The sequence below is a fragment of the Marinobacter lacisalsi genome, assembly GCF_042651045.1.
Lineage (GTDB): Bacteria > Pseudomonadota > Gammaproteobacteria > Pseudomonadales > Oleiphilaceae > Marinobacter > Marinobacter lacisalsi.
This window is the reverse complement of record NZ_JBHSDI010000012.1, coordinates 112,476-133,696: the sequence shown is the minus strand read 5'-3', so window position 1 is coordinate 133,696 and position 21,221 is coordinate 112,476. Positions and strand designations below refer to the sequence as shown.

The 21,221-nt window shown below is 59.0% G+C and carries 20 protein-coding genes; 11 read left to right on the top strand and 9 right to left on the bottom strand.

Going from position 1 to position 21,221, the window contains the following annotated elements; translation table 11 throughout:
* Positions 1 to 148 precede the first annotated feature (148 nt).
* Positions 149 to 631, bottom strand: a complete 483-nt coding sequence (locus tag ACFOZ5_RS09140; protein ID WP_379886734.1) for a hemerythrin domain-containing protein — start codon at positions 629 to 631, stop codon at positions 149 to 151.
* A gap of 342 nt (positions 632 to 973) precedes the next feature.
* Here ACFOZ5_RS09140 and ACFOZ5_RS09135 point away from each other — a divergent pair, with 342 nt between their 5' ends.
* The 3 genes from ACFOZ5_RS09135 to ACFOZ5_RS09125 all read left to right on the top strand — a co-directional run bounded on the left by ACFOZ5_RS09135 (position 974) and on the right by ACFOZ5_RS09125 (position 2,169).
* Positions 974 to 1,189, top strand: a complete 216-nt coding sequence (locus ACFOZ5_RS09135; protein WP_379886733.1) for a hypothetical protein — start codon at positions 974 to 976, stop codon at positions 1,187 to 1,189.
* 140 nt (positions 1,190 to 1,329) lie between these two features.
* On the top strand, positions 1,330 to 1,686 hold the full coding sequence (locus tag ACFOZ5_RS09130) for a YbaN family protein (RefSeq protein ID WP_379886732.1): 357 nt from the start codon (positions 1,330 to 1,332) through the stop codon (positions 1,684 to 1,686).
* A gap of 45 nt (positions 1,687 to 1,731) precedes the next feature.
* Positions 1,732 to 2,169 carry an RrF2 family transcriptional regulator gene (locus ACFOZ5_RS09125; protein ID WP_379886731.1) on the top strand — a complete coding sequence of 146 codons (438 nt, stop codon included), beginning with the start codon at positions 1,732 to 1,734 and terminating at the stop codon, positions 2,167 to 2,169.
* Between the two features lie 73 nt (positions 2,170 to 2,242).
* On the opposite strand, the gene ACFOZ5_RS09120 is transcribed toward ACFOZ5_RS09125, so the two are convergent.
* On the bottom strand, positions 2,243 to 2,830 hold the full coding sequence (locus ACFOZ5_RS09120) for an HD domain-containing protein (protein ID WP_379886885.1): 588 nt from the start codon (positions 2,828 to 2,830) through the stop codon (positions 2,243 to 2,245).
* A gap of 559 nt (positions 2,831 to 3,389) precedes the next feature.
* Between ACFOZ5_RS09120 and ACFOZ5_RS09115 the strand changes: the two genes are divergently transcribed.
* A complete protein-coding gene (locus ACFOZ5_RS09115) occupies positions 3,390 to 4,133 on the top strand; it encodes a Crp/Fnr family transcriptional regulator (RefSeq protein ID WP_379886730.1) in 744 nt (247 codons plus the stop codon).
* A 44-nt stretch (positions 4,134 to 4,177) separates the two neighbouring features.
* On the opposite strand, the gene ACFOZ5_RS09110 is transcribed toward ACFOZ5_RS09115, so the two are convergent.
* Positions 4,178 to 4,732, bottom strand: coding sequence for a hypothetical protein (locus ACFOZ5_RS09110; RefSeq protein ID WP_379886729.1), 555 nt, complete (start codon positions 4,730 to 4,732; stop codon positions 4,178 to 4,180).
* Positions 4,733 to 4,967: 235 nt separating this feature from the next.
* Between ACFOZ5_RS09110 and ACFOZ5_RS09105 the strand changes: the two genes are divergently transcribed.
* Entirely contained in the window at positions 4,968 to 6,320 is a 1,353-nt protein-coding gene (locus ACFOZ5_RS09105; protein ID WP_379886727.1) for a TrpB-like pyridoxal phosphate-dependent enzyme, read from the top strand.
* A gap of 71 nt (positions 6,321 to 6,391) precedes the next feature.
* On the opposite strand, the gene ACFOZ5_RS09100 is transcribed toward ACFOZ5_RS09105, so the two are convergent.
* Together ACFOZ5_RS09100 and ACFOZ5_RS09095 are read right to left on the bottom strand one after the other, a co-directional pair.
* On the bottom strand, positions 6,392 to 8,530 hold the full coding sequence (locus ACFOZ5_RS09100; protein ID WP_379886726.1) for a TonB-dependent siderophore receptor: 2,139 nt from the start codon (positions 8,528 to 8,530) through the stop codon (positions 6,392 to 6,394).
* A 91-nt stretch (positions 8,531 to 8,621) separates the two neighbouring features.
* Positions 8,622 to 9,548, bottom strand: coding sequence for a helix-turn-helix domain-containing protein (locus tag ACFOZ5_RS09095; RefSeq protein WP_379886725.1), 927 nt, complete (start codon positions 9,546 to 9,548; stop codon positions 8,622 to 8,624).
* Positions 9,549 to 9,624: 76 nt separating this feature from the next.
* On the opposite strand from ACFOZ5_RS09095, the gene ACFOZ5_RS09090 reads away from it, so the two are divergent.
* Together ACFOZ5_RS09090 and ACFOZ5_RS09085 are read left to right on the top strand one after the other, a co-directional pair.
* Positions 9,625 to 10,008 (top strand): CidA/LrgA family protein, encoded by a 384-nt coding sequence (locus tag ACFOZ5_RS09090; protein WP_379886724.1) that lies wholly within the window; start codon positions 9,625 to 9,627, stop codon positions 10,006 to 10,008.
* The gene (locus ACFOZ5_RS09085) at positions 10,001 to 10,726 is read left to right on the top strand and encodes an LrgB family protein (RefSeq protein ID WP_379886723.1); all 726 of its coding nucleotides are present in this window, start codon (positions 10,001 to 10,003) and stop codon (positions 10,724 to 10,726) included. The genes ACFOZ5_RS09090 and ACFOZ5_RS09085 overlap by 8 nt, the downstream gene beginning before the upstream one ends.
* Here ACFOZ5_RS09085 and ACFOZ5_RS09080 read toward each other — a convergent pair.
* Positions 10,670 to 12,670, bottom strand: a complete 2,001-nt coding sequence (locus ACFOZ5_RS09080) for an alkaline phosphatase D family protein (RefSeq protein WP_379886722.1) — start codon at positions 12,668 to 12,670, stop codon at positions 10,670 to 10,672. The two genes, ACFOZ5_RS09085 and ACFOZ5_RS09080, sit on opposite strands and share 57 nt — an antisense overlap.
* 322 nt (positions 12,671 to 12,992) lie before the next feature.
* Between ACFOZ5_RS09080 and ACFOZ5_RS09075 the strand changes: the two genes are divergently transcribed.
* From ACFOZ5_RS09075 to ACFOZ5_RS09065, 3 genes are read left to right on the top strand one after another with little or no spacing between them, the layout of a single operon-like run.
* Positions 12,993 to 14,468: a sensor domain-containing protein gene (locus tag ACFOZ5_RS09075; protein ID WP_379886721.1), complete on the top strand. Its 1,476-nt coding sequence runs from the start codon at positions 12,993 to 12,995 to the stop codon at positions 14,466 to 14,468.
* Positions 14,469 to 14,484: 16 nt separating this feature from the next.
* Entirely contained in the window at positions 14,485 to 14,778 is a 294-nt protein-coding gene (locus ACFOZ5_RS09070; RefSeq protein ID WP_379886720.1) for a diguanylate cyclase domain-containing protein, read from the top strand.
* Between the two features lie 6 nt (positions 14,779 to 14,784).
* Positions 14,785 to 15,672 carry a putative bifunctional diguanylate cyclase/phosphodiesterase gene (locus tag ACFOZ5_RS09065; RefSeq protein WP_379886719.1) on the top strand — a complete coding sequence of 296 codons (888 nt, stop codon included), beginning with the start codon at positions 14,785 to 14,787 and terminating at the stop codon, positions 15,670 to 15,672.
* A gap of 82 nt (positions 15,673 to 15,754) precedes the next feature.
* Here the strand turns inward: ACFOZ5_RS09065 and ACFOZ5_RS09060 are convergent, their stop codons facing one another.
* The 3 genes from ACFOZ5_RS09060 to ACFOZ5_RS09050 are packed head-to-tail and all read right to left on the bottom strand — an operon-like array spanning position 15,755 to position 20,558.
* Entirely contained in the window at positions 15,755 to 17,314 is a 1,560-nt protein-coding gene (locus ACFOZ5_RS09060) for a SpoVR family protein (RefSeq protein WP_379886718.1), read from the bottom strand.
* Complete coding sequence (locus ACFOZ5_RS09055; protein WP_379886884.1) at positions 17,311 to 18,600, bottom strand: YeaH/YhbH family protein; 1,290 nt, start codon at positions 18,598 to 18,600, stop codon at positions 17,311 to 17,313. The genes ACFOZ5_RS09060 and ACFOZ5_RS09055 overlap by 4 nt, the downstream gene beginning before the upstream one ends.
* A 35-nt stretch (positions 18,601 to 18,635) precedes the next feature.
* Positions 18,636 to 20,558, bottom strand: a complete 1,923-nt coding sequence (locus tag ACFOZ5_RS09050; protein ID WP_379886717.1) for a PrkA family serine protein kinase — start codon at positions 20,556 to 20,558, stop codon at positions 18,636 to 18,638.
* A gap of 412 nt (positions 20,559 to 20,970) precedes the next feature.
* On the opposite strand from ACFOZ5_RS09050, the gene ACFOZ5_RS09045 reads away from it, so the two are divergent.
* The gene (locus tag ACFOZ5_RS09045) at positions 20,971 to 21,105 is read left to right on the top strand and encodes a hypothetical protein (RefSeq protein WP_379886716.1); all 135 of its coding nucleotides are present in this window, start codon (positions 20,971 to 20,973) and stop codon (positions 21,103 to 21,105) included.
* The last annotated feature ends 116 nt before the right edge of the window (positions 21,106 to 21,221 follow it).

Here is a 21,221-nt window from a genome sequence, read left to right as displayed (position 1 = left end):
GGCCAGAGGGCCCCAGCGTCACGCAGTAGGTCAGCGAATTAACCAAACGGGACACTAGCATAGTCCAAGTATGACAAATCGGCCCGTGAAATCCGATACCCCAGCGGGAGTATACCAGGCAGCGCTGTAAACGTTGCCCGACGCGGTGTCAGCCGGCGGTCCTTTCGGTGACGCGGGCAAAGAGCACGTCGTTCTCCAGCCCGATATGATTGGACAGGTCATCGCGGAATGCTGCTATACCCCGGTAAAGCCGTTGCCAGCTGCCGCAGGCGCCCTCCGGCAGAGTCAGGTTGTTGGTGAGTTTGGCCAGCTCATTGAGGGCTGCGGCGTGCTCTTCGTGCTCACTCTGCATGACGGCTATGGGGCCGCCCGCCATGGCGCCCATGCCGCGGGTAATCATGGGGAAGAGGATCTGCTCCTCCTTGGCCATGTGGGTTTCGAGCTCTTCCTGCATTTGCCGAAGGTGGGCGGCCAGGCCGGCCGGGCACTCGGTGTGACCGCCGTGCACCCGCTCCACCCGTTCCGACAGCTGTATCAGTTCCGGCAACTGGTCCCGGTGCGTGTCATGGAATCGGGTAAGGATGTGCTCAATCAGCTCTTCGGTGCTGGCCTGTGTGATGTCGTTACTCATGATAAGTCTCCTCGGAAAGGAATAAAGACCGTCCCTTCCGTGGGGTGAAAGTCTCTTTTTGGGTTGGAACTGCGTGCGTACTGCCGGCCAGTCTGTGGCGGATGGTCAACGTGTCAGCGTAAAGAAGTATGCCGCATCCTTATTAAAGATGTAAGCATAATGTATGTAAAATAGGGGGGTCCCTGGGGTGTTGGTAGGCTCTGATCAGGGATTTCAGGCTTCACTCGCTACAAGACTGCCCTTATAGAGTCATATTGGTTGAATCTTATCCGGGGTTGTGGTTTATTAGATATAAAGTACATAAATGTTTTGGGGGTCGAGATGACAGAGCGGGATCGGTTTATGGAAAACCTGCTGCGCTTCGCTAACGCTGCCCTGGCGCTAAGTGTGTTGGCGACCTTGGCGACGGTGGTGCTTGCCTATCCCCTGGCCGATAGCCTGTCCATGCCGGCGCAGATAGGGGCCCACATTGCCACGTTGATTTTTGCGACGACACTCAAGCTTTCGTATGTCACCAGGTTGGTTTCACTCCGTAGTCTGGGGAGACCTGTTCATTGAAATGCGGTAAAATGGTTGCCTTTGCGACCGAATGTCGCACGGCAAAGCGACCTTGGTCAGGCACCCTATAGCGAGCTGGCGGCTTCAGGTCGTCCTGGCTCACGTTGTCACGAGCGCGGCGGCTTGCGGAGAAAAGCAACATGGAAAAAACCGCTTACCGGGTTCTTGCGTATATAAGTCTGAGTCTCGGGGTTGCCGGTATCGCGCTGCCGCTGTTGCCAACCACGCCGTTTGTACTGCTCGCGGCATGGTGCGCAAGTCGGAGTTCGCCGGCCTTCGCGGCGTGGCTGCACGAGCATCAGACCTTTGGTCCTGTGATTCGCAACTGGCGTGATAAGCGTGCCGTTCCGTTGCAGGCAAAATGGCTGGCTGGCGCCATGTTGCTGTTCAGCTGGGTGGTGCTGTGGTGGTCAGGTTTGCCAGCGGCAGCACTCGTTCTGACTGGCGTGTTTTTTATGGGCCTGGTGGCGTTTCTGTTTACGCGCCCAACGGCATGAAGTGGCGGGGGTGCGCCCCTGACAATAAGGGTTCAGGAGTCCCAGATGCATATTACCCGTTACACGGATTACTCATTGCGAGTACTGATCTACCTGTCCATGCAGCGGGATCGGCTCTCTACCATCCAGGAGATTGCAGACAGCTACCAGATCTCCAAGAACCACCTGATGAAAGTGGTGCACCAGCTTAACAAGAAGGGCTACATCGAAACGGTTCGTGGCAAGAGTGGCGGCATGCGCCTTCACCGCGAGCCCAGCACGATCAATATCGGCGTGCTGGTGCGGGAGACCGAGCAGGACCTGAATCTGGTGGAGTGCTTTTCGTCGGAAGGGCACTGCGCCATTTCACCGGTGTGTGGTTTGAAGGGAGCGTTCAACCATGCCCTCAAGGCGTTCCTGGAAGCCCTCGATGAGTACACCCTGGAGGATGTGTTGCCCGACCGCCACCGCCCTCAGTTGTTACGATTGCTTCAGATCGCCTGACTGGTGCCCGCGCACAGTAAAAAGCCCGGCCGGAGAATTCATCGGCCGGGCTTTTTTGTGGCCGGAAAACGGCCTACTCGGAAACGGCCTTGTACAGTGAGCGCTTGGGCTTGGCCATAACGCGTTGCACCATGGGCTCGAAAAATTCCAGGGGCAGGATTTCCCCATCCGGGTTGAAGGCCGGAGAATCGTACTTGCTGACGAACTCCAGGGTACGCTCGTAGTAGGGGTGATCCCGGTACTGCTCTCGCAGATTGCGATCCATGCCCAGGTGGTGGAAGAAATAATAGCCCTGGAAGATGGCGTGGTGTTTCACCATCCAGTGGTTCTCTTCCGATACAAAGGGTTCCAGGATGGCTGCAGCGATGTCCGCGTGATTGAACGTACCGAGGGTATCGCCAATATCGTGAAGCAGGGCGCAGACTACGTACTCCTCGTCTTTGCCGTCCCGATAGGCAAAGGTGGCGGTTTGAAGGCAGTGGGTCAGACGGTCCACCTGGAAGCCACCGAAGTCACCGTCCAGTAGCTTAAGGTGTTCGAGGATACGGTCCGGGTGGCCTTTGGCAAAGTCGCGGAAGCAGCTGCCAATCTTCTCCCAGTCTTCCTGGGTGCTTTCTTTCATATCCGAGAAGGTGGCGCGATCACGGGCGCCTGCGGTCATGTCATTCATGTCTGAACTCCCCATCAGCAGACCTTATTGTGGTTGTTTTGTGAAACCGTTTTGACCAGTCTACGCTCGCCAGGGGGCAGAAATCCATAATCCTGTCCGAGATCGGGCGGGCAACTTTGTAACGAATCTTCCGAACCGACATCAAATTATCGTCATTCCAGTGATACCCCGATGGACAACAAGCTGCACCACGGGAACGGACCCGTCAGGGGCCTGGCTATAGGCTGGACACTGACCATTTGAATCCTGTAATTAATAAACACCTACTCCAATACCCTTTAACGAAGCAACTGGCATTAACATATAATGTGTAGCCTTAAGGTCCATAAAATAATTATTGATAATTAGCTTCATTCCATTAATGTAATATCCGCTAGCGTCAGGGGATTTGACACGTTGTATGGTCAATGGCTCATTGGGATTTCTTAAGCTGCTGTTATGGCGGCATTAATGATGCTTTAGCTGTAACGGGTCTGCTGCTGGGCGACCCACGTATGGGTGAGTCTGGGTCAGATGAGGGGGTTGCATGGGGTGGAGAATACCTGAGGCTGTGAAAGCCAGAAGCGGAGAGGCGCAGGCCAGTGAGAGGGTTGATCCTTTCAGTATCTGCCGTATTTCTTCTTCAGTAAAAGAGCTTGATAAGTCCGGTGTTCTGTTTATGGAGGGCGATCCGGCACAACATGTCTATGTAGTGAAAAGTGGGTTGTGTTTCAGCTTTCGCTACCACGAGGATGGCCGCCGGCAGATTATTGACCTGGCCTTTCCAGGCGATTTTGTGGGCCTTGAGGCGTTGACCCAGGAGCAATTCGTCAGTGGCCTGTCTGCACTTACCCCGGCGGAACTGGTGGCTTACCCCGTGGACGACTTCACCCAACGCTGTTATGCGGAAGCGGCCCTGTCCAGGACCCTGGTGGAATGTATCGCCCGTGAGCAGGTCATTCTGACAAAACGCCTGGTCGGGGTAGCCCATAGCTCGGCGAGCCAGCGAATTGCGCATTTTCTCCTGGAGGTTCGGGTCAGGGCGCTCACGGCCAGCGAGCTGCATCCGGTGGGTGCCGGTGCTGAAAACCACTGCCTGCTTTCAGACTGTGGCGCCTTTACTCTCAATCTTCCGCAGGCGGTTATTGCTGATACGCTCGGACTGAGCATTGTTCATGTGAGTCGTACCCTGAGCAAGCTCAAGGACGATGGCCTGATTGAAGATTCCCCCGCCGGGCTTCGATACATGAATGTGGACGGGTTGAAGGCGGTTGCGCAGTGGGAGGGGCTGGCCCCCTGGTTTGAGGCCAGCTAATCAATCAAACTCGACACCTGTGTTAAGGCACACTGGCGCCCGGATCAGAACTCGAAGGTCACGCCGCCGATAACACCGGGTTCGCCGTCATACACATCAAGTTCGGCAAACAGTTTGAAATCCGGCTCAAGCGCATAGCGGGCGGTGCCGGTAAAGCCAACATAGTCCAGGTCGCCGGTAATCACGCGCCCACCGATACCCAGTTCAAGGTCATTGTTGACCTGGTGCCGGATGCCGGCCCGGAAGCCGAGTCCGGTGTCATCCACATCGCCGCCCCGGTCCCACTCGTATTCCTGGTACTCGGCCGTCAGGCCACCCCAGATATCGGTGTTCCGGTCCAGGCCGTGACGGAGGCCGCCACCAGCATGCAGGGCAGTGAGGTCGACATCGTCAGTGAGGAATTTCAGCCCGCCGAAGGCGAAGATGTTTTCGTTCAGCGCCACCGAACCCCGGGTGTCCAGGCCAATAAAATCCTGGGACTCGAAATCCGGATAGAAGGCGAAGCCGCCCTCCAGATAGTTGTAGCTCAGCGTTTCCGCGATTGAAGCAGTGGGGAGGAGGAGGGCGGCAGCTGCCAGCCCGCGAAGTCCGTTATTCATAGAAGATCCTCGGATTCATCGGTTTCCAGTATTACAGGCGTTCCCACCCGGTTTCCCGTCGGGAATTGATGCCGAGATTAACAGAGCAAGGGGGACTGGTTGGCGACAAATTGGTAATGAAGCCAGTGACCCGGGGTGGCGCCCGGGAGCTGGGTTATTGATGTGAAGCAGGCTCACAGTCGGGATGATATGGTAATGTGAGCGAATACGTAGTGCTGACTAAGGACCCTGAAAAATGACAACAAAGTATCTCCTTGACGAAACCCGCATGCCCAAAAGCTGGTACAACATCCAGGCGGACTTCCCCGAGCCGATGGCACCGGTGCTTCACCCGGCAACCAAACAGCCGGTGGGCCCTGCGGACCTCGAGCCCCTGTTTCCGAAAGCCCTGATCGAGCAGGAAGTCAGCACCGAGCGGGAAATCGAGATCCCCGAGCCCGTGCAGGAGGTTTATCGTCTCTGGCGTCCGGCGCCCCTGTACCGGGCCCATGGCCTGGAAAAGGCACTGGGTACGACCGCGAAAATCTTCTACAAGTATGAGGGCGTCAGCCCTGCTGGCAGCCACAAGCCCAACACGGCCATTCCCCAGGCCTTCTATAACAAGCAGGAAGGCATCAACCGCCTGACCACTGAAACCGGGGCCGGGCAATGGGGCACATCGCTGGCCTTTGCCGGTTCCCTGTTCGATATGGACGTGAACGTCTTCCAGGTCCGGGTCTCCTACGACCAGAAACCCTACCGCCGTGCGGTGATGGAAACCTACGGGGCGAAGTGTGTTGCTTCACCCTCTGAGATGACCGAGTTCGGACGCAAGGTGCTGGCGGAGAACCCCCTCCATACCGGCAGCCTGGGTATTGCCATCTCGGAAGCGGTGGAGCTGGCGGTGCAGGACCCCAACACCAAGTACGCCCTCGGGTCGGTGCTGAACCATGTGCTGGTGCACCAGTCGGTCATCGGGCTGGAAGCCATGGAGCAGATGGAAATGGCTGACACCTGGCCGGATGTGATTGTGGGCTGTACCGGCGGTGGTTCCAACTTTGCCGGCATCGCCTTCCCGTTTATGGGCCACGCCCTCCGTGGCGGCGAAAGCCCCAGGATTGTGGCGGTGGAGCCTTCCGCCTGCCCGACCCTGACCCGTGGCAAATTTGCCTACGATTACGGCGACACCGCCCACATGACGCCGCTGACCAAGATGCATACCCTCGGGTCCAGCTTTACGCCACCGGGCTTCCACGCCGGCGGCCTGCGTTATCACGGCATGGCGCCGATGGTGTCCCACGCCAAGGAGTTGGGCCTGTTCGAAGCCACGGCCTACACCCAGCGGGAATGCTTTGAAGCCGGCGTGCTGTTCGCCCGGGCAGAGGGCATCGTGCCCGCACCGGAAGCCAACCATGCGGTCAAGGGGGCGATCGAGGAAGCGCTGCGATGCAAGCGGGAAGGTACCTCGGAAACCATCCTGTTCAATCTTTGCGGCCATGGCCACTTCGATATGGCGGCCTATACCTCGTACTTTGCCGGTGAGCTGGGGGATTACGAGTACGACGACGCCGAGCTGGGCATGGCCTTGTCGGGTTTGCCAAGTGTGTGACGGCCTGACTGGCTGGTAGGGAATAACACAAAGCCCGCCAGATGGCGGGCTTTGTCTTTTGGGGCCGGGTGTCAGAAGGTGTAGGAGACCTTGGCCTGCACTGAACGCTCCGCCCCGACCCAGCAGTTCAGCTCGTCGAAGCAGGTGTAGTATTCCTCGTTGAAGAGGTTGTTCACGGACAGTCCCACCTCAGTCCCGGTCAGATCTGATGCCAGATGCCTGAGGTCGTATGTCAGGGCCAGGTCGACCAGGTTTACCTCGGGTACTTTACCGGCCGTGTTGGCGGCATTGACCTGCGACTCACCGATGTGGCGAACGCCAGCACCCAGTGTCAGACCTGCCGCATCGCCATCATAGAAAGTGTAGTCCGCCCAGGCAGAGAGCAATTGTTCAGGAACCCATACCGGCGTCTTTCCTTCCAGGCCAGAGTTGTCTTCGGTCACTTCCATATCCTGGTAGGTGTAAGCCAGCGACAGCATCAGGTTGTCGGTGGGCTGGCTGGAGGCTTCCACCTCGACGCCCCGCGAGCGTACCTCGCCGGCCTGAACCTTGTCATAGGCAGTGCCGTTTGGGTCACGGGTCGGGACGTTTTCCTTCACGACCTGGAAGAGTGCGACATCAATTCTGTGACGGTTATTCGCTGATGTGAACTTGCTGCCCACTTCGAATTGCTTGCCGGTAGAAGGATCAAACTCGTTGCCGTTACGGTCACTGCCTTCCAGGGGCTCAAAACTTTCAGCGTAGTTCACGTAGGGAGACACCCCGTTGTCGAACTCGTACAGGGCCCCAATGCGGTATGACCAGTTGTCCTGCTCCAGCTCATTGTCGACCCTGGCGCCGTACTTGGTGCCTTCCTCGGTGCCCCTGAAGTCGTCCCAGCGTGCACCGCCGATCAGTACCAGTTGGTCGATGCGGATCTGATCCTGCAGGTAGATACCGAGCTGCCGTTTGGAGAGCTCGAAGTCCGAAGTGTAAGCGGTACCGCTCAGATTCATGTCGGGGTCGATCTGAGTATGGTCAGGGTTGTAAAGGTCAATGGCGGGCGCTGCGGCATCTTCATAGGCGATATCGGAATCGAGCTTGATGTAGTCCACGCCCATCAACACGTTGTGTGACAAGGCGCCGGTCTTGAAGCGGCCTGAAAGTTGATTGTCCACGGTAAAGCCGGTGGTCGCCTCATCGGTAAGGTAGGCCCTGCGGTAGAGGGTGCGGTTGTCAGCGTCCAGTGCGGTGCTGTAGGTATTGGACTGATACGCGTCGGCATCGGTGAATCGGAAGTTCTGGAGGAAATTCCAGTCGTCGTTGAAGTTGTGGTTGATCTTGTAGCCTGCCATCAGCACTTCCTTGTCGAACTCGTTCCAGTTCGCGTCGCCGGAGAAAGCATCCTGGTCCAGGTGGCCGTTGGGGTTATCCTTGAACAGGGTGGAGGCGGGCACGGTGGTGTACATGCCCATTTCCGGGTCTTTCTGGTAATACAGGTTTACGTTCAGCAGTGTGTCGTCCGTGATCTGCCAGTCCACGGAGGGGGCGAACAGGTAGCGCTCTTCCTTCGTGGTCTCTGCCTGACCATCCTTGTCACGGCCCAGTGCGACCAGGCTGTAGGACAGGTCGCTATCACCAATCCGACCCGTGCTCTCGAAGGATGCCTGCTTCAGGTCCTGGGTGCCGCCTGAGAGTTCAACCCGGTTGAAAGATTCGGTAGAGGGACTCTTTCCGATCAGGTTCACCATGCCGCCCGGTGGCATGCTGCCGTACAGGGAAGATGTGGGGCCGCGGAAGACCTCCACCTGTTCCACCGCAATCAGGTCGACCTGGGGCTGTAGGTTCCAGTCGTTGTAGAGCAGCTGCAGGCCGTCGTAGTAATTCTGATAGTTGATGAAGCCGCGGATACTGAACAGGTCCAGTCGGTTGATCGCGCCGCCCCGCAGCTCGGTATTCACCCCCGGGGCATAGCGAAGCGCCTCGGCCACGGACTCGGCGCCCCGCATGTCCAGTGCTGTCTGGTCAACGACGGTAATGCTCTGGGGTGTTTCATCTGGTTCCAGTGCGGTTTTCGTCGCAGTGTTCCGGTAGGTGTCACTGTAGACCGTCAATGGCGCCAGTTCTGTGCCTTGGCTGCTGTCCTGGGCCAGTGCGAAGTTACCGGAAGCGGCTGTACTGGCGATGGCCAGCGAGAGCAGCGAACGATGGAAGAACGTCTTGGTGGGCATGAACATGTCCTGCATTGCGATGAAAATGGGCGCACGCGATCGCTGTGCGCGTTATGAGAATCATTCGCATTATAATCTGGTTGACAGGCGTTCACTTAACCATTTGGTGCATGGGTCGCGTTCTGTTCCCGGCGGCGCGGATGGGAACCCAGTATTCCACCGAGATGTGGTTGCCCGGAATGTTCTGGCGAGCGCCGGCGGGGTAGATTTCGAGGTCAAAGCCGTAGCAGCCCTGATAGCCGGAGGCTGGCAGCCACTGGTTGAGGAACCACGACAGGGTTTGCTCAAGGCCGGCGACAGGGCCCTGGAAAGGGACCACCGCGTATTCCTGCGGCGGCACCGTCAAGCGGGGCAGTGGCGGGTGGTCGCGCCAGGCCGCGGCTTCCACGCAGGCCCAGTAGGGGAAGCAGTGATCACCCCCATCGCCGGACACATCCATGACGCCCAGCCTGGCGGCATCTTCCGGAAGACTGTGGCGGGTGCCGAGGCGCCGCCACAGGTCCGGTACCCGCTGGGCAAAGTCCGGCGTGGGCGAATAGATACCGTGGATCTGGCAGGACAGTCCGATAACATCAAACGCCGGCCGGGACTCCACCCGTATGCGGGTCCGGTAGGGGCTATCGGACGTGGGCGGGGCAGGTAGTGGTGATACGGGTATGGGCGCCCGAAGGTGGCAGCGGAGTCCCCGGTTGCGATACTGTCCGGGGGAGCAGCCAAAGTACTGACGGAAACTGCGACTGAAACTGATATCGGACTCGAAACCGCAGGACAGGGCGATATCGAGTTGGCGGTCACCCGTACAGAGCAACTGCTCGGCAGCCTTGCTGAGTCGCAGCTCGCGAATGTACTGCGCCACCGATGAGCCGGTATGGGCGGCAAAGACCCGCTGGAACTGCCACCGTGACCAGCCACCCAGAGCGGCCAGGGAGGCCACCGTCAATGGCTGGTCCAGATGACAGTGGATAAACTGCAGGACCTGTCCGATTCTTGATTGGGGCGTCTGTGTATCCGGTACCATGGTGTCGCCTGGAAAAGGAACTTCAACATTTGGTAATAGTAAAGAAAATCCTTCTCATTTGTAACGGGTCTGCCCCATGATGTTTCTCAACGGTATCACCTGGCTGCTGGTGTTCCAGCTGATCGGAGAGGTCACGGTCCGCCTGCTGGAGTGGCCGGTGCCCGGCCCGGTGCTGGGCATGCTCCTGCTGTTTGTGTCGCTGCTGTTGCTCAGGCGGGTGCCCGCGCCTCTGGATACCGCTTCCTCGGGCCTTCTGGGCCACCTTTCCCTGCTGTTCGTGCCCGCCGGCGTGGGCATTATGGTCCATGCCGACAGACTGCTGGCAGAGTGGCTGCCTATCGTGGTCGTGTTGCTGGTCACCACCTTGCTGACGATGCTGGTGACTGCCGGCGTTATGATGCTGGCAACCCGCTGGCTGGCGCCGGGTTACCATGACAGGGGAGGCAAGGACCGTGACTGATCCGGATCTTGCCGACATCTGGGTTTACCTCTCCGCCTCGCCACTGCTGGGACTGACCATGACGCTGGTGGCCTACCTGCTGGCGTTTCAGCTCTATCAGCGCGGGGGCGGGTCGCCGTTACTGAATCCGGTGCTGGTGGCGGTGGTGATGATTATCCTGGTGCTGCTCACCAGCGGTATTCCCTATCAGGATTACTTCGATGGGGCCCAGTTCGTCCACTTCCTGTTGGGGCCGGCCACGGTGGCGCTGGCGGTGCCTTTGTATCAGCAGCTGAACCGGCTGCGACAGCTCTGGCTGCCGGTGGCCATTGCCATTGTGTCCGGGGTTATCTTCGCGGCCGGTAGCTCTGTTGCCCTGGCCTGGTTGTTGGGGGCCTCCGGTCAGACCCAGCTTTCACTGGCGCCCAAGTCAGCCACCGCGCCGGTGGCCATGGGCATCTCCGAAACCATCGGTGGGCTGCCGTCACTGACCGCGGTGCTGGTGGTGGTGACGGGAATCGTCGGGGCCGTGCTGGGTACGCGCCTGTTCGACCTGTTCCGGGTCCGGGATGACAGTGTCCGGGGCATTGCCATGGGGGTGGCCGCTCACGGCATCGGTACCGCCAGGGCTTTCCAGGTCAGCAAGACCATGGGGGCGTTTTCCGGCCTGGCGATGGCATTGTCAGCGCTCGCCACTGCCCTGATCGTACCCTGGCTGGTGGACCTGATCGGTTTGTGAGCTCGGGGAGTTAATCTCCCCGGGGTCAAAGCGGCAATCCTGCCCGAGGGAGCCCAGTTGCCGGATGGTCTCGGGCTGGCCGTCGGGTGACAGGCAAACCTCCCCGATGCCGGCCTGGTTCCATAATCGCTCACCCCGGCTCCGCGCCGACGGCAGGCGCGGGTAAATCCGCATGCGGCGACGCTTGGTGAACCAGTTCAGTGGCGACCGGCTGGCATAGAGCCACCGGTTGAGGCGGTCCAGCCAGTCCAGCAGCGAATCGGGAAATTCGTTCTTGATGCCGCTGCTGGTGATCTGCCAGATCCGGGGCGCTTCCGGCCGCTGCCGGAGTCTCACGTCGTAGACGAACGAGTAGTGCACATCGCCAGACAGGATAACGAAGTTCTCCGGGGTACCGGTGTGGCGAAAAATGTTCAGAAGCACGTTGGCGGCACCGCGATGTGCCATCCAGTTCTCGGCGTCTACTGTCAGTGGCCTGCCGGCCCAGGTAAACATCATCTGTATGGTTTCGATCAGCTTGACACCGAACATTGGCGCCGGTGATACCACGATCACCGAAGACTCCCCGAGCAGTTCATGCTGGAACTCGGTCAGGCCTTCCCAGTCCATCAGGCCGGAGGGCCGTGACCGTGCCAGTTCGCTGCGCCATCGCCGGGTTCTGGTGTCCAGGACCATCAGTTTCGGTGAGGTGGGCAGGGTGTAATGCCAGCTGTTGAAATCCAGCATCTTGCCGATCAGCGTGTCGTGGGGCGTCTTGTTCAGCAGACCATCGTCTCCGCGCTCAGGATCCAGAACCGGTTTCACTTGCTCAAGCAGCGGCAGGAGGCGCTGTGGATCGTTACCCCAGGCCTGGCAGATCAGGTAGGCCATCAGCGCATTGCCGATAATCCTTCGGGAGAAGGGGTGCTGGTAGGCGGTGCTTTCCCAGAGGGCAGACAGGTTCCAGTCGTCGGTGATGTCGTGATCATCGAAGATCATGTAGACGGGGACATTGGCCAGCGCCCTGGCGGCTTCCGGAAGCCCCTCACGGAAGCGTTCAATGGTCTCATTTTCGGCCCGGTAACGTTGTGCCAGTTCTGGGTTGTCCAATTGGGGTTGCCCCTCGACCCATTGCCAGGGCACCGGCGACCAGACCAGAAAGTACATGGCCAGCACTTCACTGAACGAGATCAGGTGGTTGCCGGCACTGGCGGTGGTAAAGACCGGCTTGCGGACGCCGCCGAAGAACTTCTCGGTAACGGCCTCATTAAACTCAGACTCCGGCAATAGCTGGTCTCGCTGATAGTAGCCCAGTGGATGATCGAACAGCTCATTGCTGTTATGGATATCGGCGGCGTCCAGGTCTTCCTGGAAGAGCCCCAACCTGCGGATCACGCAATGGATGGCGTGCAGCATGGGGCCGGCCACATCGTCCGCGTAGATCTGGTCACCGGTGAGCATCAGCAGGGCCGGCTGGTCCGACGGACTGGCGGCCTGCCGCAGCTCTCGGTCAACCCGCCTGAGCCCGTCAGCGCTGGGGTGATGGGGGCGCCGGCATGAACCATGAAACAGTTTGCCGATCGAGCGATGATGGACAAAACGGGGCAGGTGAGAATCCCCATAGCTCAGGTGAGATGCCCAATCCCGGAGGCCTTGCCAGCCTGAGTTACGGTCACGAATCCATACGTCGTAGTGCAGCCATTCGCCTTCAGGCAGGCGCTCGTCAAGCTGTACATCCAGCAACCAGATGGTGGCATGCCGGCCCACAGGCAGGGCCGTGACTTCTTCCTCTCGGAGGGGGCGGTCTACCAGGAACTGATCCCGGCAGGTGACTCGTACCAGGAAAACCAGGTCCGGACGACCTGCAAGCCACAGGCACAGGCGATTCTCCACGGTCCGGCGAAGGATAGGGCCGGCAAAGATCGGGGGTAGCTCGTACGGAGCGCTTGCCGGGCGTTCGGTCATAATCGGCCCGGCGGCAAGCTGACCTGTTTTGGGGGGGCATGCATCGTGATGTTATCCGGTGGCAGAAAAACCATGCTTCGGGAGCCTCCTGTTGCTGAAGCATCGGACCCGGGCTGTCGAATCCGCCGGGAGAACTGTAAAAGGGTGTGAAAATGATGCTTCAGCATATCGATTGGGAGACAAACAGGCTAATCTTGATAACCCGTCGCGCAAGGTTACATTTGGTTGCACAGCTAATCGGTAACGATCTGGCCACCCGGTCCAGATAAGGCTAACCTGTAAGAAGAACAAAAAGACAGTCGTACGCTGTTGGGAGTTAAAAATGGCAGGGGAACACCTTGATGAGGACCTGCACAAGAACCTCAGTGCATTCCTCAATTCCTCTCCGGATTGCATCCTGGTCTGCGATGCGTCGTCCCTGCAATATCTCTATGTCAATCAGACCACCTGCGACATGACCGGCTACAGCCGGGATGAGCTGCTTTCCATGACGGCACCGGAACTGACCCAGCAAGCCCCGGCCGCTGTCCGTGAAACCTATGGCCGTGCCCGGCAGGCAGGCCTGGTGGGCTATACGGACGAGCCGCGCCTGATGGTCAACAAGGGCAGGTCGCGTCGTGGCTGGTGGGAGGCCCACTTCCGTTATCAGGAACTTGATGGCCGGGGCGTGATTGTTATTGTCTCCCGTGAGGTGACCCGCCGCGTTCTCGCGGAACGGGCCGCCGACCGCACCAAGAGAATCTATGCCGCGCTGAGTGCCACTAATGAAGCCATTATCCGCTCATCGTCCAGAGAGGAGTTGTTTCAGGCGGTATGTGATGCCGCCATCGACAGCGGTGGCATGACGACAGCGGCGATTCTGATGCCCCGCCCCGGGTCTGACCTGATGGAGATGAAAGCCATGGCCGGCTATGGCCGTGAAGTCCTGATGGAGACCGTCATATCGATCAAACCGGACCGGCCCGAGGGGCGCGGCCTTAACGGAACCGCGTTTCGAACCTGTAAGCCTGCCGTCTCCAATGACTATTTCAAAGACCGTCGCACGGGCCCCTGGCACCAACAGATGCGCAGCCGTACCCTGCTCAAGGCAGTGGCCTCGGTTCCCATTCTGCTGAACGGCAAGGCTATTGGCACCCTGCATCTGTGTTCCCGGGAAAAGAACGCGTTTGACGAGGAAATTGTCGGCCTGTTGGTGCGCATGGCGGAAAATATTGCCTTTGCACTGCAGTCGTTTGAACGGGAACAGGTGCGACGGGAAGCGGAGGACCGGGCCCATTACCTGGCAACCCACTGCAGCCTGACCGGCCTGCCGAACCGGAACCTGCTGACAGATCTGCTGGACCAGGCCATTGCCTCGGTCAACCGGACCGGCCATAACCCGGCCCTGATGTTTGTCGACCTGGATAATTTCAAACAGATCAACGATACCTGGGGCCACGACGCCGGTGACCGGGTGTTGGAGCAGATGGCAGGCAGGCTTCGCTGCGTCCTGCGTGAGCACGATGTGCTGGCGCGCCTGGGGGGCGATGAGTTCGTGGTACTGGTGCAGAATATTGACCGGCGGGAACACGCGCAGCGGGTGGCAGAAAAGCTGCTGGCGGCTGCCCAGGACCCGGTCCAGGTGGATGGTCAGCCACTGGTGGTCACCTTGAGTATCGGAGCCAGCCTGTATCCGCATCACGGCGAAAACCAGAGGGCGCTCATGAAAGCGGCGGACCTTGCCATGTATCAGGCCAAGGACAATGGCAGGAATACCTGGGCACTGGCGGGGCAAGACAGCCATTGGAATTCAGAGTGACAGGAAAGGGGAACCGATGGATCAGGTCAACTCTGTAGACGGTAACCTCAGCGCTGCGAGTGATCAGTTGCTGCAGGAGATGGCCCGGCGCCTGAGAGCCGTGTTGCGGGAGTCGGACATTCTCTCCCGGCTGGGCGGCGACGAATTCGTGGTGCTGCTCCATGACGTGGCTGCAGCCAACGACGCCGCACTGGTGGCCCGCAAGCTGCTGGACGCGGCGCTGGAGTCGGTGAACGTCGTGGGGCAGGAGTGCCGGGTGACCGCCAGTATCGGCATCAGTGTCTATCCGGAACACGGGGAAGACCAGTAGACGCTGATGAAGAATGCGGACACCGCCATGTACCTGTCCAAGGAGAAGGGCAAGAACACCTACGAGTTCTACGTGCCCGGCATGCAGTCGCTGTCCAACGAACGGCTCGTGCTGGAGGCGGCCCTGCGCAACGCCCTGGTCAACAATGAGTTCGTACTGAACTATCAGGCCAAGCTCGACCTGAAAACCAACCGTATAACCGGCGTTGAGGCCCTGCTGCGCTGGACACATCCGGAAATGGGCGAGATCTCTCCGCAGCAGTTTATCCCCCTGTGTGAGGAGAATGGCTCCATTATTCCCATTGGACGCTGGGTACTGGAGACCGCCTGCCGACAGAACGTGGAATGGCAGCGTCAGGGCTTACCGCCGGTGAAGATGGCGGTGAATGTCTCGGCCCGGCAGTTTTCAGATCCGGACCTGTTGCAGCACATCCATGACGCCCTGGACAAAAGCGGGATGGATCCAAAGCTGCTGGAACTGGAGCTCACCGAAAGCATGGTGATGCTGAACCCGGATCACACCATCCGCACCCTGACACAGCTGCGGGAAATAGGCGTTCGCACGGCCCTGGATGATTTCGGGGTAGGGTACTCCTCCCTGGCACAGATCAAGGGTTTCCCCATTGATACCCTGAAGGTGGACCGGTCGTTCATCCGTAACCTGCCGGAGAGTGACCATGACCGGGCCATCACCGAAGCCATCATTAACATGGCCCGTACCCTGAGCCTGACGGTGATTGCCGAGGGGGTGGAAACCGAAGCCCAGGAGGCTTTCCTGCGGGGGGTGTCCTGTGATGAGTCCCAGGGGTTCTACTTCAGCCGACCCAGCACAGCGAAGGCCTTTTCAGACCTGTTGCGAAACCATGGGGTGATCATATCGCCGGACGAAGTCTGAGGTTTAACCTGTCCGGGTAAACCGCTGACGGGACACTGGCCCGGCCCTGGGGTGGTTACCCAACGCCGTGCCAGCAGGGCCGTTATTCGTCATCCAGATCCGCGGGTGGGCAGTGGTGTTCAGCGACAACCGTACCATCATCCACGCTTTCCAGGTGCACATCGAACCCCCAGAGTCGGTGCACGTGCCGCAGAACCTCGTCGGCATCATCGCCCAGGGGCACCCGGTCCACCGGGATGTGACGCAGGGTCAGCGAGCGGTCACCCCGCACATCCACATTCCATACCTGTATATTCGGCTCCCGATAGCTGAGGTTGTACTGGCGGGCCAGTTTTTCCCGCAGGGGCCGGTAGCCGGGGTCATCGTGAATGGCGGTTACCCGGTAGACCTCCTCCTGATCATCGTTCTCGATGGAGAACAGCTTCATGTCCCGCATCACCTTGGGTGACAGGAACTGCTGGATGAAGCTCTCGTCCTTGAAGTTACGCATGGCGAAATGGAGCGTCTCGAGCCAGTCACTGCCGGCAATGTCGGGGAACCACGCCCGGTCTTCGTCCGTGGGGTTCTCACACATCCGGCGCAGGTCGGAAAAAATGGAGAAACCCAGGGTGTAAGGATTGATGCCGCTGTACCAGGGGCTGTTGAACGGCGGCTGGTAGATAACGGCAGTATGGCTCTGCAGGAACTCCAGCATAAAGCCGTCAGTGACCAGGCCTTTCTCATACATGCGGTGCAGCAGGGTATAGTGCCAGAAGGAGGCCCAGCCCTCGTTCATGACCTGGGTCTGGCGCTGGGGATAGAAATACTGCCCCAGTTTGCGCACGATGCGGATGATTTCCCGCTGCCAGGTTTCCAGCAGCGGGGCGTTCTTCTCGATGAAGTAGAGGATGTTTTCCTGGGGCTCCGACGGGTACCGCTGGCGGCGGCGCTCGGAGTCCTCATCCTCATCACCCATTTTGGGAATGGTGCGCCACAGGTCGTTGAGCTGGCGCTGGATGTATTCTTCCCGTTCCTTCTGCTGGCGACGCTCTTCCGCTGCTGAAATGGGTGGCGGGCGCTTGTAGCGGTCAACGCCATGGTTCATCAGGGCATGGCAGGAATCCAGGATCTCCTCCACTGCCTCGACACCGTGTCGCTCCTCGCACTCCGCAACGTAGTTCCGGGCAAACACCAGGTAATCGATGATGGCGCTGGCATCCGTCCAGGTGCGGAACAGGTAGTTACCCTTGAAGAAGGAGTTGTGGCCGTAGCAGGCATGGGCAATAACCAGTGCCTGCATGGGCAGGGTGTTCTCCTCCATCAGATAGGCAATGCAGGGGTTGGAGTTGATCACGATCTCATAGGCCAGGCCCATCTGCCCCCGCTGGTAGCCCTTGGAGGTGTTGAGGAACTGCTTGCCAAAGGACCAGTGATGGTAACCCACGGGCATGCCCACAGAGCTGTAGGCGTCCATCATCTGTTCGGCACTGATTACCTCCACCTGGTTGGGGTAGGTGTCCAGGCCGAACTCTTCGGCGCATTTGGCGATCTCTTCGTCGTATTCCCGGATCAGGTCAAAGGTCCACTCTGACCCGGTGGAAATCGGATCTGGCCGGACCTGTTCACGATCGGGCAGCTTGGGGTGCTCGATGGTATGTGTCATGCGGCTTTCCTCTCGAACAACTGGCGGAACACCGGGTAGATTTCAGCCGGATCGGCGATCTGCTGCATGGCGAAGCTTTGCGGGAAGCGCTCCATGATCTTTTCGTACTCGTACCACAGCATCTGGTGATCCTGGGGCGTGATCTCCACATAGGAGTAATACTGCACCAGAGGGATGATGCGTTCCGCCATGATCTTGCCGCAGATGGGGGAGTCGTCGTTCCAGTTGTCGCCGTCTGATGCCTGGGCCGCGTAGATGTTCCACTCGTCCGGTGAATAGCGCGACTCGATGATCTTGTGCATCAGCTTCAGCGCGCTGGACACGATGGTGCCGCCGGTTTCCCGACTGTAGAAGAACTCTTCCTCGTCCACTTCCTTGGCGCTGGTGTGGTGGCGGATGAAGACCACGTCGATCTTCTTGTAGTTCTTCTTCAGGAACAGGTACAGCAGGATGAAGAAGCGCTTGGCAATATCCTTGTGGGTCTGGGTCATGGAGCCGGACACGTCCATCAGGCAGAACATCACCGCGCTGGTGGCGGGTTTGGGCTTCTTCACATGCTGCCGGTAGCGCAGGTCGATCTCGTCGATGAACGGAATGCGGCGCACATTCGCCTTGAGCCGGGCGATTTCCGATTCCAGCGCTTCGATCTGGTCGGCATGGCTGAATGCCGGGTCCAGGTCGTCCGGGGCATCCCTGAGGGCGGCGAGCTGGGCCTCCAGTTCACGGATCTTTTTACGGCGTGCACCGCTCAGGCCCAGTCGCCTGGCGTGGGCGCCCCGCAATGAGCGCACCACATCCAGCTTGGCGGGCACGCCCTGGGAGGTAAAGCCGGAGCGTTGGAGGGTAAACGCTTCGGTGTCCTTGAGCTTCTTGCGAGCCAGGTTGGGCAGTTCCAGGTCATCGAACAGGAAGTCCAGGAACTCGTCCTGAGTGATCTGGAAGGCGAACTCGTCCATGCCCTCGCCGTCGGGGCTGGCCTGGCCGGCGCCTGAGCCGCCCCCGCCACCGCCTTCCGGCTTGGGGATTTCATCCCCGGCGACGAATTCCTGGTTGCCCGGGTGGACCATCTCCCGCTTGCCACCCTGGCCATGGTGGAAGATGGGTTCGTGAATGTCCCGGGAGGGGATGCTGACGCTTTCCCCCCGCTCGATATCGGTTATGGAACGTTTCTGCACGGCATCCGACACGGCTTTCTTGATGTGCTGGCGATAGCGGCGCAGGAACCGTTCCCGGTTCACCGCGCTCTTGTTCTTGCCGTTCAGACGCCGGTCAACGATGTGGGTCATACCCATAGTGTTACTCCAGTCAGGTCAGAACAGGCTCAGTGGGACTTGCGGACCCGCAGATACCATTCTGCCAGCAACCTTACCTGCTTCTCGGTGTAGCCCCGGTCGACCATCCGGTCCACGAACTGCTTGTGCTTCTTCTGGTCTTCCTGGCTGGCCTTCGGGTTGAAGGAAATCACCGGCAGCAGGTCCTCGGTGTTGGAGAACATCTTTTTCTCGATCACGCTACGCAGCTTCTCGTAGCTGAGCCAGGAGGGATTCTCGCCCTGGTTGTTGGCCCGCGCCCGCAGCACGAAGTTGACTACCTCATTGCGGAAGTCCTTGGGGTTGCTGATGCCCGCGGGTTTCTCGATCTTCTCCAGCTCGTCGTTGATGGCCGGCCGGTCGAGAATCTCGCCGGTGTCCGGGTCGCGGAATTCCTGGTCCTGGATCCACAGGTCGGCGTAGGTGACGTAGCGGTCGAACAGGTTCTGGCCGTATTCGCTGTAACTTTCCAGGTAGGCGGTCTGGATTTCCTTGCCGATGAATTCCACATAGTGGGGCGCCAGGAATTCCTTGATAAAGCGCAGGTAACGCTCATGCACCTCGGGTGGGAACTGCTCCTGCTCAATCTGCTTTTCGATCACATAGAGCAGGTGTACGGGGTTGGCCGCTACCTCGGTGCTGTCGAAGTTGAACACCTTGGACAGGATCTTGAAGGCGAAACGGGTGGACAGGCCGTCCATGCCCTCGTTGACGCCGGCGGCATCGCGGTACTCCTGGATCGACTTGGCCTTGGGGTCGGTGTCCTTGATGTTCTGGCCGTCGTACACCTTCATCTTGGAGTAGATGCTGGAGTTTTCCGGCTCCTTGATACGGGACAGCACCGAGAACTGGGCCAGCATATCCAGCGTGTCAGGCGCACAGGGGGCGCCGGAGAGGGAGCTGTGCGTCAGTAGCTTCCGGTAGATGTTGATTTCTTCCGTCACCCGCAGGCAGTAGGGCACCTTGACGATGTACACCCGGTCAAGGAAGGCCTCGTTGTGCTTGTTGTTGCGGAAGGTCTGCCACTCGGACTCGTTGGAGTGGGCCAGGATAATGCCGTCGAAGGGCACTGAACCCATGCCTTCGGTGGTGTTGTAGTTGCCTTCCTGGGTGGCGGTGAGCAACGGGTGCAGTACCTTGATGGGGGCCTTGAACATCTCCACGAATTCCATCAGCCCCTGGTTGGCCTTGCTCAGGCCGCCGCTGAAGCTGTAGGCGTCCGGGTCATCCTGGGAAAAATCTTCCAGCATGCGGATGTTGACCTTGCCCACCAGGGCGGAAATGTCCTGGTTGTTGTCGTCGCCAGGCTCGGTCTTGGACACCGCGACCTGATCCAGTACCGACGGATACTTCTTGACCACCCGGAACTGGCTGATATCGCCGCCATACTCATGGAGGCGCTTCACCGCCCAGGGCGACATGATGGGTTTGAGATAGCGCTGGGGAATGCCGTATTCCTCTTCCAGAATCTGGCCGTCTTCCAGCGGATCGAACAGCCCCAGGGGTGACTCGTTAACCGGCGAGCCCTTGATGGCGTAGAAGGGCACCTTCTGCATCAGGAACTTGAGCTTCTCCGCCAGGGAGGACTTGCCGCCACCGACGGGGCCCAGCAGGTAGAGGATCTGTTTCTTTTCTTCGAGGCCCTGGGCGGCATGGCGGAAGAAGGACACGATATTTTCCACGGCTTCTTCCATGCCGTAGAACTCTGAAAATTCGGGATATCGCTGGATGACCTTGTTGGAAAATATGCGCGACAGGCGCGGGTCCCTGGACGTGTCGATGAACTCCGGCTCGCCGATAGCGAGCAACATGCGCTCGGCGGCGGTGGCATAGGCGGATGGATCCTTCTTGCAGATCTCCAGATATTCCTCCAGGGAGTATTCCTCTTCCTGGGTCTGGTCATACCGATCTTTGAAGTGCTGCAATATGCTCATGGGTAACCCTCGCTTGCTAATGAATCAGCTCTACTACACGCAATATTCCCCGTTGTTGGACGCCGCGGGAGGACGTTTCTGTTTATGGTTGGATGGAAAACACGACTGTCTGCCGGAGGTGCTCCGGAGAGCTGTTTCCGGTGGTCCGGCGAAGCCTCCATTCATTGAGGCTTTAATTTCAGCTTAGTTCAACGCTACGAGCTTGGACAGGGGAACGGTGTACCAGTTCGGCAAAAATTTGAGGTTTTTTAGCAGGGTTTTGTAACCGGCTTCGCAAATCATGACGGCGTTATAGACAGGTCCGTCAGGGGCTGCGGAAGGGAAAATCTCTAGCTATCGTAATGATAATCGTTTTCAATTGCCTTCGAATGCTGCTATTTTCAGTAGCTGGTTTTCTTGAGGGAGGCAGGCTATGAACCATTCAGCGATACAACTGGCAGGCTCTTCGGAGCGGATCTTCAGAGCGTGGCGGGTGCTTCGTCAGACCCAGGTGGGTGACGGTGCCACCAGGAAGCAGGGCTCCAAACCGGGACCGGCGGAACGGTGAATCCAGGTGTGCAGCAAAGGGGGCGGTAGTCCGACCGACTGACCATTAAGTCACGGGCCGCACCCCGACCTTTCGTCCTGCGACCGATCCCGGCCAAGGCAAGCGATGCCGGGATC